The sequence below is a fragment of the Rudaea sp. genome (assembly GCF_036560865.1).
In the GTDB taxonomy this organism is placed as follows: Bacteria; Pseudomonadota; Gammaproteobacteria; order Xanthomonadales; family Rhodanobacteraceae; genus Rudaea.
On sequence record NZ_DATBQK010000081.1, the window covers coordinates 23,313 to 36,707 of the forward strand.

10 protein-coding genes are annotated in these 13,395 nt (G+C 63.3%); 2 read left to right on the plus strand and 8 right to left on the minus strand.

Going from position 1 to position 13,395, the window contains the following annotated elements; all coding sequences use genetic code 11:
• Positions 1–149: 149 nt before the first annotated feature.
• On the minus strand, positions 150–1,229 hold the full coding sequence (locus tag VIE67_RS08525; RefSeq protein ID WP_332025210.1) for an NADH:flavin oxidoreductase/NADH oxidase: 1,080 nt from the start codon (positions 1,227–1,229) through the stop codon (positions 150–152).
• 102 nt (positions 1,230–1,331) lie between these two features.
• Here VIE67_RS08525 and VIE67_RS08530 point away from each other — a divergent pair, with 102 nt between their 5' ends.
• Positions 1,332–2,075 (plus strand): alpha/beta hydrolase, encoded by a 744-nt coding sequence (locus VIE67_RS08530; RefSeq protein WP_332025211.1) that lies wholly within the window; start codon positions 1,332–1,334, stop codon positions 2,073–2,075.
• A 69-nt stretch (positions 2,076–2,144) separates the two neighbouring features.
• On the opposite strand, the gene VIE67_RS08535 is transcribed toward VIE67_RS08530, so the two are convergent.
• From VIE67_RS08535 to trxA, 3 genes are all read right to left on the minus strand, one after another.
• On the minus strand, positions 2,145–4,412 hold the full coding sequence (locus VIE67_RS08535) for a xanthine dehydrogenase family protein molybdopterin-binding subunit (RefSeq protein ID WP_332025213.1): 2,268 nt from the start codon (positions 4,410–4,412) through the stop codon (positions 2,145–2,147).
• 5 nt (positions 4,413–4,417) lie between these two features.
• Positions 4,418–4,951, minus strand: a complete 534-nt coding sequence (locus tag VIE67_RS08540; protein ID WP_332025215.1) for a (2Fe-2S)-binding protein — start codon at positions 4,949–4,951, stop codon at positions 4,418–4,420.
• Between the two features lie 226 nt (positions 4,952–5,177).
• Entirely contained in the window at positions 5,178–6,041 is an 864-nt protein-coding gene (gene trxA, locus VIE67_RS08545) for a thioredoxin (RefSeq protein WP_332025217.1), read from the minus strand.
• Positions 6,042–6,388: 347 nt separating this feature from the next.
• Here trxA and VIE67_RS08550 point away from each other — a divergent pair, with 347 nt between their 5' ends.
• Positions 6,389–9,922: a protein kinase domain-containing protein gene (locus VIE67_RS08550; RefSeq protein WP_332025218.1), complete on the plus strand. Its 3,534-nt coding sequence runs from the start codon at positions 6,389–6,391 to the stop codon at positions 9,920–9,922.
• Between the two features lie 50 nt (positions 9,923–9,972).
• Here VIE67_RS08550 and VIE67_RS08555 read toward each other — a convergent pair whose 3' ends face one another.
• The 4 genes from VIE67_RS08555 to VIE67_RS08570 all read right to left on the minus strand — a co-directional run.
• Positions 9,973–10,164 (minus strand): hypothetical protein, encoded by a 192-nt coding sequence (locus tag VIE67_RS08555; protein ID WP_332025220.1) that lies wholly within the window; start codon positions 10,162–10,164, stop codon positions 9,973–9,975.
• A gap of 78 nt (positions 10,165–10,242) precedes the next feature.
• Positions 10,243–10,518 (minus strand): hypothetical protein, encoded by a 276-nt coding sequence (locus VIE67_RS08560; RefSeq protein ID WP_332025222.1) that lies wholly within the window; start codon positions 10,516–10,518, stop codon positions 10,243–10,245.
• Between the two features lie 438 nt (positions 10,519–10,956).
• Positions 10,957–12,300, minus strand: a complete 1,344-nt coding sequence (locus VIE67_RS08565) for a metal-dependent hydrolase family protein (protein ID WP_332025224.1) — start codon at positions 12,298–12,300, stop codon at positions 10,957–10,959.
• A gap of 196 nt (positions 12,301–12,496) precedes the next feature.
• A partial coding sequence (locus VIE67_RS08570; RefSeq protein WP_332025226.1) for a CHAT domain-containing protein occupies positions 12,497–13,395 on the minus strand: 899 nt, incomplete at its 5' end.

Genomic DNA, 13,395 nt, shown 5'->3' on the forward strand with positions numbered 1-13,395 from the left:
GCCGAAGGCGGATGAGGGTGGCGCCATTGACGGTGTACTGTTCAATGTTGCGCCACCCTCACCCGGCGCTAGGCGCGCCGACCTCTCCCGCCAGCGGGAGAGGTGAGCTGACAGTAAAGCTACAATGAAATGGACGCTAGGATGTCTGTTTACCACGCGCGCAGATATTGATCCGGCGGTTTGATCTCGAGGCCGAGTTCCTTCGCCGCGCGCCGCGGAAAATATGGATCGCGCAACAGCTCGCGCGCGAAGAACACGAGATCGGCATCGCCGCGGTCGAGAATTTCCTGCGCCTGCTGCGAGGCTGTAATCAGGCCTACGGCGCCGGTCGCGATATCTGCTTCGCGCCGGATGCGCGCGGCGAATGGCACTTGGTAGCCGGGTGCGAGCGGAATTTTTACGTGTGGCACGTTGCCGCCGGACGAAACGTCGATCAGATCGACGCCGTCGCGCTTGAGCCAGCGCGCGAGTTCGACACATTCGTCGATATCCCAGCCGCCCGGCACCCAGTCGGTCGCCGACACGCGTACGCTGAGCGGCCGTGGCATGGGCCATTCCTTGCGCACGGCTTCGACAACGGCGCGCAGCAGGCGTGCACGGTTTTCCAGAGAGCCGCCGTATTCGTCGTCGCGCCGATTCGACAGCGGCGACAGAAATTCGTGCAGCAGATAGCCGTGCGCGGCGTGAATTTCGATCAGCTCAAAGCCGGCCGCGCGCGCGCGTCGCGCCGAGGCGGCAAAATCCGCAATGACTTTTTGTATCCCGGCATCGTCGAGTGCCTTTGGCATCGCGTACTGGTCGAACGCGATTGCGCTGGGCGCAAGCGGCGTCCACGCACCGGCATCGGCGGCGAGCGGCTTGCCGCCGTGCCATGGCACATCGGTACTCGCCTTGCGACCGGCGTGCGCAAGCTGGATACCCGCCGCGGCGCCCTGACCGCGAATGAAACTGGCGATGCGCTGCCACGCGGCCGCTTGCGCGTCGTTCCAGATTCCTGCATCGCCCAGCGAGATGCGGCCTTCCGCAGATACCGCGCTCGCTTCGGTCATCACGAGTCCCGCGCCGCCCACCGCACGGCTGCCCAGATGCACGAGGTGCCAGTCGTTCGGCACGCCATCGACAGCGGAGTATTCGCACATCGGCGATACCGCGATGCGATTGCGCAACGTGAGGCTGCCGAGTTGGAACGGACTTAAAAGGGACGAGATCGAGGTACTCGATGACGACATGAGAGCGGATTCCAGACGAGGCGAATGCAAGAGGTGAGGGTGCCGGCGCGCGCCGCAAGAGCGAATTGCCGATAATGCCTTATGCGCATCGAGCACACACATATGGCGTCGCGCGTTGTCATGGTGCATGGCGCGGGCGGCGGTGGCTGGGAGTGGGCCATCTGGCGTCGCGTATTCGAGACCCACGGCTGGCAGGTAAGCGCGCCCGATCTGCTGCCTGCGTCGCGCGGACTGGCAGCAACGCAGATTGAAGACTATACGCAGCAGGTGGTTGCGTGGACGCGCGCAAGCACCGAGCCGGCGACGTCCATACCGTCGGCTCCGGCGACAACTGCATGCGTGCTGATTGGCGCCAGCCTCGGTGGCTTGCTTGCCATGCTCGTCGCCGCGCGTGCGCAACCTGCCGCGTTGGTGTTGATCAATCCAATGTCGCCGGCAGCGGTCGGCGCGACGGTTATCGAACCACATGCGGCGCCGCGCGACTATCCCGAAATCGTCACGTGGGGCTCGCAGCGCTCGTTTGCGTCGACGGCGCGCGCGCTGCCGGATGCCGACGCCGCTGCGCGTCTGTTCGCGCTGCGCCGCTGGCGCGACGAATCCGGTGCCGTGCTGCGCGCCGCGGCGAGTGGCATGCGCGTGGATCTCCCGCGTTGTCCGATGCTGGTGCTCGCAAGCGAATCCGACGACGACGTTCCACCACGCACGAGCCTCGCCTTGGCGCAGGCCTGCGCTGCGGAATTCCGTCAGTTGCCCGGCGCCAGTCACGTCGGCCCGTTGCTCGGCCGCGATGCGGGCCGGATCGCGGAGCAAGCATTGCACTGGTGCACGCAGACCCGGCGCGCATAGCCAGTTTCAGAGTGTGGTTGGCGTGGTCCGCGACACGATCGACACGGTTGACGCCGCCGCGAGGATTCGTCAGAGAATCCTGCGCAACTGATCGCCGATCGGCAGCTCGCGGATGCGGTAGGCGGTGGCGGCGAAGACCGCATTGGTCAGCGCGGGCGCGGCGCTTGGAATACCCATCTCGCCGGCGCCGGAAGGTTCCTTGTCGGACGGCATGATGACCACTTCGACCTCGATCGGCGCGCGCCCCATGTGTAAAAGTGGATAATCGCTAAAATTGGATTGTTGTACTTTTCCGTCCTTGAGCGTGACGGCAAGATTGAGCGCGGTGGAAATGCCATCGATCGTCGCGCCCATCGCCTGCGCCTCGACGCCGAGCGGATTGACCACGCGACCGACGTCGATCGCGCAGACCGCGCGGTGGATGACGACATTGCCGTCGATCGCCGATACCTCGAACGCGTGCGCGGCGTAGCCGCCGAAGGTGAAGTGCCCGGCAATGCCGAGGCCGCGATCGCCCTCGCGCCTGTGTTCCCAGCCGATCTTGAAGGCGGCGGCCTTGAGCACACCAGCCATGCGCCCGGTATCGAAAACCGGACCGCCGTAGTCCTTGTACGGCAGCTCGCGCGCCTCGCCGAGTAATTTCAGGCGCAGTGCCAGAGGATCCTGCTTGATCTCGTGCGCGATCTCGTCGATGAAACTTTCCACCGCGAACGCGCCGAAGGTATGCACCGGCCCGCGCCACCAGCCGCGCGGCATGCCCGAGTCGACCGTATAGAACGACTTCTGCAGATTCGCGATCAGGTTTGCCGGAAAATCGTCCGGCACCAGGCAGCCGGTCCAGATCGGCTCGTCCTTCATGCCCGCGTCGCGATAGTTGCGCGGCGTTGCGGCGCAGCGCTGCGACCAGCCGGTGATTTCGTTCTTGCGGTCCAGCGTCGCGAGCATGTCGTGCACGCCAAACGGGCGATAAAAATCGTGCTGGATATCGTCCTCGCGCGCCCAGATCAATTTCACCGGTTTGCCGGCCGCCTTGCCGATCGTCGCGGCTTCGGCGACGAAGTCGTTTTTCAGACGTCGGCCGAAACCGCCGCCCGCGCGCACGAGGCGGATTTCGATCTTGTCGCGCGCGACGCCGGTAATCCGGTTGATGATCTGCGAAGCGCCGGACGGGCTCTGTAGCGATGCAATCAGTACGACTTTATCCTTCTCGACGGATATCAGCGCATTCGGCGGCTCCATCGTCGCATGCGCGAGAAAGGGCATCGTGTAGCGCGCCGCCACCGTCTTCTTCGCCTGTTTGCGCGCCTTTGGTAAATCGCCGTCGCCGCGCACACCCACGCCGGCATCGTCGGATTTCAGCAGTTCGGCAGCACGCGCGGCCAGTGTGACGCTCGACTCGTTTGCCCACGGACCAGGTTTCCACTCGATCTTGAGACTCTCGCGGCCCTTGAGCGCGGCCCAGGTGCTGGTCGCGAGCACGACGACGCCGTTCGCGAGTACGCCGTCGAACGCTTCCTCTGGTTTCGGCCCGGCGAGCCGGATCACATCCTTGACGCCGGGCACCTTGCGCGCATCGGCATCGTCGAGCTTGTCGATGCTGCCGTCGAGATACGGACAGCGCGCGATCACCGCGAACAGTGCGTCGGCGAAGTAGGCATCGATGCCGAACGTCGCCTGGCCGGTGACGATTTCGCGCGCGTCGACCGTGCGCGTCGGCTTGCCGACGATCTTGAAGTCTTCGGGTTTCTTAAGCGCGACGGGCTCCTTGGGTGGATCCAGGGCCGCCGCCGTCGCGACCAGCGCGCCGTAGCTCAGCCGGCTTCCGTCGGGCGCGATCACATTGCCGGCTTCCGTGTGCAACTGGCCGGCGGGAATATTCCACTGCGCGGAAGCCGCGACCAGCAGCAGCCAGCGCGCGGTCGCGCCGGCCTGGCGCAGATCCTTCCACGCACTCGGAATATTGTCGCTGCCGCCCGCGCCCTGACTGCCGTATTTGTTCGACGGACCCTGGTCGGTGTCAACATAGCCGTACGGCAGTTGCTCGACACGCACGTGGCTCCAGTCGACGTCGAGTTCCTCGGCGATCAGCATCGGCAGCGAGGTTTTCACACCTTGGCCGATTTCGCAGCCGCGCGCGCCGATGATCACATCGCCGTTTTTCTCGATACGGATGAAGGCGCCGAGCGGTTGCGCGTCGAAGCGCGCGCCCAGATACGGCAACGCCGACGCCTGCGCGCGCCCGACGCGCCAGCCAACGAGCAGCGCGCCCGACGCCGCGGCGCCGACAAACAGGAACTTGCGCCGCGCAAGGTCGGGATCGTTTCGATTGCTGCGCACGCGCGTCATTTCTTGGCGTTCGCACGCGCGATCTCAGCCGCGCGCTTGATCGCCCTGCGGATGCGCGGATAGGTGCCGCAGCGGCACAGATTGGAAATCTTGCCGATGTCGTCGTCGTTCGGATTCGGGTTGCGCTTGAGCAAATCCGCCGCGGCCATGATTTGTCCGGCCTGGCAGTAACCGCACTGGGCGACATCCTCTTCGATCCATGCCTGTTGCAACGGATGCAGTTCGGCGCCGGCAAGGCCTTCGATCGTCGTCACGTCGCGATTCGCGGCCGCCTTGGCCGGAGTCAGGCATGCGCGCTGCCCCTTGCCGTCGATCAATACCGTGCATGCGCCGCAGACGCCGATGCCGCAGCCGAACTTGGTGCCGGTCAGGCGCAGCACATCGCGCAGGTACCACAACAGCGGTATGTCGCCGTCGCCATCGAAAAAGTACGCCTTGCCGTTGATGCGCAGCGGCAGCGATTTATCGGCACTGACAGGTGCGATCGGTTTGGCTGTCGGCTTGGCCGCGCGGGCGGGGACGTCTTGCATGTGCGATCTCGTGCGGAATGCCACATTCTCGCATTGCCGGCCGTTGCGGCGAAAGCGGTTACGCCGCAAGTCGCGGCAAGACGTGCGTGCCGAGCGGTGAGTTGTGAAGCAGTGAGCGGGGAAGTCGTAAGTGGCGAGTGGAAAGAACAACCCCAGGCTTGGCGAGCCGCACAGCGACCTCCTTTTACCACTCACTACTTGCTACTTGCCACTGACCACTTACGCACTAAAACAACAACGAGGCCATCTTGCGCCGATAGCTGCCAACTAGATCCTCGTCGTCGAGCACGCTGAACGCGGCGATCAGGCGTTTCTTCGCCTGACCTTCGTTCCATGCGCGCGCGTTGCGCAGCAGATTGAGAAATTCATCCAGGCCCGCAGCGGGATCGTCGCCGAGCACGAGATGCACGCCGAGCAGATCGCGCGCTTCGTGATCGGCCGGATCCTGCGCAAGGCGTGCGCGCAGCGCGGCGATATCGGGCGCACCTTTCAGCGCACTCGCGAAATCGAGCTGTGCGCGCACGCGCCGGGCTTTGGTGTCCTCGGCGAGATTCGGCGGCAGCGCATCGAGCTGCGCTTGCGCTGCATCGGCGTCGCCCGCGCGCAGGTGGGCGAGGGCAAGATCGAGTTTGAGCTCGGGCCGGTCTGCATTGGCCGCGATCTCGCCTTCGAGCCGCGCGATTGCCTGCACAGGAGTTTCATCGTCAGCCAGCGGGACAACGGCGGGCTCTTCGGCGACAGGAGCCGGATCGCCGACGTGGCGCTGGAGGAATTCGCGCACACCCGATTCGGGCAGCGCGCCCATGAAGCCGTCGACCATCTGGCCGTCCTTGACCAGCACCACGGTCGGCAGGCTGCGGATGCCGAACGCGGCGGCGAGCTGCATCTGCGCATCGGTGTCCACTTTGGCGAGCTTGAGCGTGCCGGCGTAACTGGCGACCACTTTTTCCAGAATCGGCGTGAGCGCTTTGCACGGCCCGCACCATGCGGCCCAGAAATCCACCAGTACCGGCGTGGTCAGCGATGCCTGGACCACGGCGGTCTCGAAATTCTCCTGGGTCGCCTCGAAAACGTGGCTCGGTTCGGTCATGGTTCGCGGTTGTCGATGAAAGTGCGCAAGGATAGCGGAGATGGTGGTGCTTGCCAGCCAATGCAAGCGTCTTGCGTGCGGCGCGGCGCCGGATGGTGCGACCGGATTGGGTATACCGCAGCGGGTCGCTTGTTTGTCGTGCGCAACAAATTTATAGTCAGGTCAGGGGAAACACGCGTGCAAGAGCCCTTGCAGCGATACGTTGCGGGCATAACGATGGTGGCTGGATCGGTTTCGACGCGGACCCGGGCAATGCGTGATGACCTGACAAGGCAGGCTACGGGCCGTCTTTCGGCCCGTGCGTGCGCGACCGGTCAGCGCCGGCCCGACCTTTGGATCGCGCTCGCATGAACGTCGACACCGAGCGCTGGCAACGGGTGGGCGATATCTTCGAACGGTTGGTCGACGTGCCGTTGCAGGAACGCGAAACCCTGCTCGTCAGTCTCTGCGGCGAGGATCAGGAACTGCGCAAAATCGTGGTTTCGATGCTCGATTCGGAGGAGTCCGCAAGACACCCCGACGATAAACTTTCGGCATCGCGCGCTGCAGCGGCCGCCGCTGCCGACCGCGCTGCCACCGCCGAAGCCGCGCGCGCCGAAGCCGCCCAGATCGACAGCCGCGTCGGGCCGTGGCGGTTGGTGCGCAAGATCGGCTCGGGCGGCATGGGCATCGTCTGGCTGGCCGAGCGCGCCGACGGCCAGTTCAGGCAGCGCGCGGCGCTGAAACTGATCAAGCGCGGCATGGATTCCGACGCGGTGCTCGCACGTTTCCTGCGCGAACGGCAGATCCTCGCGCGCCTCGAACATCCGCACATCGCCCATCTGCTCGATGGCGGCATTACAGACGATGGACGTCCGTATTTCGCGATGGAATACGTCGAAGGCCTGCCACTGTTCGACTACTGTCGCGACAAAAACATAAAACTGGAAGAAAGAATAAAGTTGTTTGTGGAAGTTTGTGCAGCGGTGCAATTTGCGCACGAGCGTCATGTCGTGCACCGCGACATCAAGCCGTCGAACATTCTGATCACCGCGAACGGCAGCGCCAAGCTGCTCGATTTCGGTATCGCCAAGCTGCTGCAGAACGACGAAGAACCCGTCGCCACGCTGACCAACGTGCAGCGCGACCGGCCGATGACGCCGGCATACGCCGCGCCCGAGCAGATCAGCGGCGAACCGATTACCGAAGCGACCGACGTCTACGCGCTCGGCGGCGTGCTCTACGAACTGCTCACCGACCAGCGCGCACACGATTTTTCCGGCGCGGCCGATGCGAGCGATGTGCTGCGCATCATCCAGGCCACCGATCCGGTCGCGCCGAGCCGGCTCAAGCTCGCCGCGACGCCGGTGCCGCGCAAACGCCTGCGCGGCGATCTCGACGTGATCGTGCTCACCGCGCTCAGGCACCAGCCCGCGCGCCGCTATGCCAGCGCCGCAGCGCTCGCCGGCGACCTGCACAACTATCTGGCCGGCCATCCGATCGCGGCGCGGCGCGACCACGTCGTTTATCGCGCCTACAAGTTTGTGCGCCGGCATCGCATCGGCGTCGCCGCGATCGTCGCCGTCGCGTTGATCGCGGCCGTTGCCGCGGAGCTGGTGTCGCTGGAGCGCCAGGCGCGCGGATTCGCCGGCTCGAACGCCGCGCTGGCGATCGTCGATTTCAACAACCTGACGCAAAATAAAGATCAGGCCTGGATCGCACCCGCGCTCGCGCAGATGCTCAGCACCGAACTTGCGCTCGGCAGCAAGATGCACGCCTTGCCCGACGAACTTGTGCGTGGCGCGCGCGCTGATCTTGCCGCGCCGGGCGCCGGCGGCTATGCGCCGCAGGGTCTGGCCACGTTGCACAAGCGTCTGGGCGCCGACTATGTACTCAGCGGCAGCTATCTGATTTCCGGTGCCGGAGACGACGCAAAACTGCGCCTCGATCTGGCCATGCAGGATGCGCGCAGCGGCGTGCAGATTGCGAATGTCGAGCAGGCCGGTTTGCTGTCGGACCTGCCCGCACTCGTCGATAGAACCGGTGCGGATTTGCGCACCAAGCTCGGCTTCGCCGCGATCAGCACGGCCGAAAAACAGGAAGTCGACCGCACTCAGCCGAGCAATACCGATGTCGCGCGGCACATGGGTATCGCGCTGGACGCGTTGCGCAAGAGCGATCCCGCACGCGCAAAAGGCGAGTTGCTCGATGCGCTCGCGCTTGCGCCGGGCTACGCGCCGGCTTACGTCTACCTTGCGCAGGCGTGGAAGGCCCTCGGCTACGATGCCAAGGCGCTGGCCGCAGCGCAGCAGGCAGCTGCCAACAGCAACGGCTTGTCGCAAGAGCAGCGTCTGCGCATCGACCGGCAGGTCGCGGTGCAGAAATCGGAATGGTTGAAAGCGACCGGGTTGGACAAGCAACTCGTTGCGCTCGATCCGAGCAATCCGGAAACCCGCCTGGACCTGTACAACGATCTGATCAACGCCGGCGAATCCGCACAGGCCACGGCCGCGTTTGCGGAATTGCGCCAACTGCCCGGCCTCGACGGCGATCCGCGCGTCGAACTCGCAGCCGCCAAGGCGGCACGCGATCAAGGTGACCCCAAGGCGCAGGCACAGCACGCCGAACGCGCGTTGCAGCAAGCGCAATCGCGCGACCAGCTGGAATTGGCCGCGGAAGCCAAGCGGGAATTAAGTCTGGCGCGCGATGCGTTGGGCAGCCACGACGAAGCGGAAAAACTGATGCGTCAGGCCATAGCCGACTTTCAGCGCAGCGAAAATCCAAAATCCGAAGCCAATGCAAGAACCTCGTTGGCAAACCTGATGGTCGGCAGCAAGCGACCGCATGAGGCAAACGACGAATACCAGCTCGCGCTCAAGATCTATCAACGCATAGGCGATCAAGTCGGTATCGCGGCGATCTACAGCAACCTTTCCCTGCTGCTATGGGGTCAAGGCGACCGCGACGCGGCGGAAAACGCAGTGCATCACGCGCTGGACATCTATAAGGAGACGGGTGATTTGAGTGGCGAGGGTTGGGGATTGGCGGCTCTGGCCTACATGCAATCGGACGAAGCCGCCAGCGACGACGTGATGGAAAACTACCGGCAGGCGATAGCACTCGATGAGCGGGCTGGTGAGCGCGCTCGTCGTCTCTATGTTCTGAATAACTACGAAGCTGCGCTGAGTTTGCGCGGTGAGCTGGATGCTTCACGGGAAATTTGCGTGAAGGCGCAAGCCGAGGCCAAAGAACTGACCGACCCCTCCAGTGTAATGAGCGTGGATGCCCAGTGTGCCGCAGTGGCACGCGACCGCGGCGAGATCGCAACGGCCGTCGCGGCATTCGAGCGTACCCAGAAGCTTGCCAGAGATACCGGAAATTCGGACGTGGAGGCGTTTACAGATCTGGGGTTGGCGCAGATCGACATGGGATACAGGCGCTTTGCTTCCGCGCGTGATCGGTTGGCGCAGGCGATCAGAAATTACGCGGCCAACGGCAAAGTAGCCGAGGAAGCCACCGCACAAAGCTTGAGCGCGCTATGTTATCTCGCGCTGAATCAGCCCGCCGAGCGCGACATCGCGGCCGCGCGCGCGCGCGAGTTGCGCCGTGCAATCACCCAACGTCAAGAAGTCGCCGTCGTGGACATCGCACTGATGCAATTGCTTGGCGAGTCCGGGGATCTCACTCAAGCGATCGCGCAGTTGCGTGAATTTGCCGCCGATGCGCAAAAGCGGAACTGGTTGTCGCACTCGCTGGAGGCCGAACTTGCCGCGGTGCAACTACTTGAACAAGCCCACGATCCAACGGCGCCCGCAGCGCACCTGCAACTGGAGGCACGAGCGCGGCAACACGGTTTCGGCTGGGTGTTGGCGCGCCTGGCGCTAGACGCTAAACAGCAGTAGCGCTGGCCGCGGGTGCTAGAGCGCTACACGGGTTGCTGGATTTTCGAGCTTCAATCAACTTCGAAGCCAACAGTCACGACTATAAATTTCGGATTTACAACTGGTCCTGGACCGCCAATGCCCGCAGGCTTTGGCCCGGGACCAGCTTTGGGGCTGCTGGACTTCACAGCAGCGTCTACCGCCGCATGAACGGCTGGAATGATCTGCTTCATATGATCCGATAGTGTGCTTTTCTTGACCATGGTGTGCGCTCCGATTGATGATTGGTCAGGCCCCGCGCGTATTGCAAATCTCGCTTTGCTTCAGCCTGCTCGGACAGATTACTTGGGATTTACAACGGGTCCCGGACCGAATTTAGGGTTTACAACGGGTCCCGGACCCGTCTTGGGATTTACCACCGGTCCAGGGCCGGTCTTGGGATTTACCACGGGTCCCGGACCAGTCTTCTTCACTACCTTCACTGCTTTCTTGGCGACTTTTTTCCCCACTTTCTTTGCTACTTTCTTTGCTACTTTCTTTGCTGTTTTCTTCACCGCTTTTTTCGTCACTTTTTTCGTCGCGCCCGCTTTTTTCTTCGTGTTCTTCTTGGTAGCCATGATCATGTGCTCCGATTGAGGATTGGTTTGTATCCGGCATGTATCCCGGATGTCGTTTTACTTCATCGAACCCCTTCGCCCATGCAGATCAAAGCCGTAGCACGGCATACTTCTGCATTCCGCAAAACCGCGCAAAGATTACACCCGAAATCATCTTACACGTGTGCAAAAGCTGCAAGGCCGTGGATGCGATTCCTGTACGGGTGAAATCGACCAAGCCGCACGCCGGCTTACAGGCTGGTCAGGAAGCAAGGGAACAGGCGGATCGATGCTATGCGGTTTGCTGATGTGGGAATGAGCCCCTCCCCCTTGATGGGGGAGGGGTTGGGGAAGAGGGTGACGCCTGCGCAGCAGGCGCCTGCGGCGCCTTCCCCTCTCCCGGCGCTGCGCGCCACCCTCTCCCACAAGGGGAGAGGGGAAACAACCATCCGGGTCGTGCTACTTGCTGATTTTGTACACAACGCCCTCTTTCATCACGAAACTCACCTTTTGCAGCAGCGTGACGTCGTCCAGCGGATTGCCGTTGACCGCGATCACGTCGGCGAATTTGCCCGGCGCGATACTGCCGAGGTCTTTCTCGTGCTTGAGCAGTTGCGCCGCGTGCGTCGTCGCGGCTTGGATCAGGAACATCGGCGGCATGCCGGCTTCGACCATGTATTGAAATTCCTTGGCGTTCTGGCCATGCGGATAAACCGCGGCGTCGGTGCCGAAGGCGATCTTCACGCCGGCCTTGTAGGCCCTGCCCGCGGCCGCCTGAATGATCGGTCCGACCAGTTTCGCCTTGGCCGCAACCTGCGGCGGATACACGCCGGGCTTGCTCGCCTGTTCCTCGACGTACTTGCCGGCAATGATCGTCGGCACCAGCCAGGTGCCGTGCTCCTTCATCAGCTTCATGTCCTCGTCGTTAATGAAGGTGCCGTGCTCGATCGAATCGACGCCGCCGATCACTGCGCGGCGGATGCCCTCGGCCCCGTGCGCGTGCGCCGCAACCGTGAAACCGTTGTCATGCGCCGCGGCGACGATCGCCTTGACCTCTTCGATGGTCAGCTGCGCGTTGTCGACGCTCGAGCCCTCGTCGAGCACGCCGCCCGACGGCATGATCTTGATCAGGTCGGCGCCATTCTTGTAGTGCTCGCGCACCGCCTTCCACGCATCTTCGGGTGAATTGATGATGCCCTGCGCGGGACCCGGATCGCCGGCGAGATTGTGCCGATAGCCATTGGTGTTGTCGGCGTGACCGCCAGTCGAGCCGATCGCCGTGCCCGCGGTAAAGATACGCGGGCCGGGCACGATGCCGGCGTTGATCGCGTTGCGCAGCGCTACCGAGTCGTAGTCGTTGTCGCCCAAGTTGCGCACCGTGGTGAAGCCGGCATCGAGCGTGCGTTTTGCATAGACGGTGCTGCGGATCGCGTAATCGGCCGGATTCCAGCGGAACTGATCGCTGTAATAGGTCGGTGTGATCTGCATCGTCAGGTGCGTGTGACTGTCGATCAGGCCGGGCAGACACGTGGCCTGTTTGAGATCGATGGACTGCGCGCCGGCGCGCTCCTGATTGCCCGCCAGTACTTCCTTGATGCGCTTGCCTTCAATCACGATCGTGGTTTCGCCATCGAGCTTGCCCGCGTCGACGTCAATGAAGTGTCCGCAGTGTAGCACACTGAGCGCCGGCGCTGAACCGGCGTTATCGTTTTCAGCGGCGGGGATGGAAGCGGCGAACGAAACGGCGATGGCGGCGGCAATCAGGGTGAGGCGCATGGTGTGCTCCGGCGAAAGATCACGCATGTTACCGATTGCATCGGCCGCAATCCATGTGCATTACGTCAGGATAGTGGTCTAGTTTGAATGTAAAAGAACCGTTCGCGCTGAGCGTAGCTTGCGCAGCAAGCGAAGTCGAAGCGGTTTGGCTGGTGCCCTTCGACTTCGGCGCGAGCGCCTACGCTCAGGGCGAACGAAATTTTCAAACTAATCCACAACCGCGTCAGTGCAATTTGTCGCCGTGCGTCTTGGTGGCGATTGGCGCGGACGATAAAGTGGGCGCGGGCAGCGACAGCCGCGACGTGGCCTGCATGCCCGCCCAAAAAAACGGATGCGCGAACGCGCGGCTCGCGCGCAGGCGCAGTTGCGCGGCGCGCAAGGCGGCTGCGGCGTTGTGATCCGGGTCGGCAACCAGCGCGGAATAGAAAGCCGGCACCCACAGCGCCGCGGCCGAATCGCTGACCGGCCACAATGCCGCAACGACCTGGCGCGCGCCTGCGCGCGAGACCGCGGCAGCGAAACTCAGGTTGCCATTGATCGCATTGCCGCTGTCACCCAACTGACAGGCGTTGAGCACGACCAGACCCGCGCGTACGCCCTTGTCCAGGATATCCAGCCAACTCAGAAACGCCGGCGTTTTGTCCTCGCCTGATGGTTCCAGCCATAGACCCGCGTAGCCGATACGTTGCGGCTGCGCAGTGCCGTGCGCGGCGATATGCACCCATGCGCCGGGTTCGGCGAGCGCGGAGAGCACGGCTTCGCGTGTTGCGGCACCGTTATCCGCGATCAGTACCGGATGTTGTCCCTGCGCTGTGTTTGCAGCCGACGAAAGAGCAGTTTGAATCAGCTGAGGTTCCGCGCTTGCCGTGGCGAGACTGGCGAGTTTGCTGTCGTTCTGAGCTTGCTGTGACGCGACGATCACGTGAAGCGGCGCGGCGTCATTGGCCGCATCTGTGGTGCTGGTGTTATCGAAATGCACTAGCTCGACCGTCGTCGTGTCGAGCAGTGGTCCTGTTTGTCCCGGCCATGTAAGTACGCTCCACGCAATGCGCGGTGTAATTTCGTCCGCAAGCACGAAAAGATGCTTCGGCGCTGCGCTGCTTGGCATGCCATGCAATAACT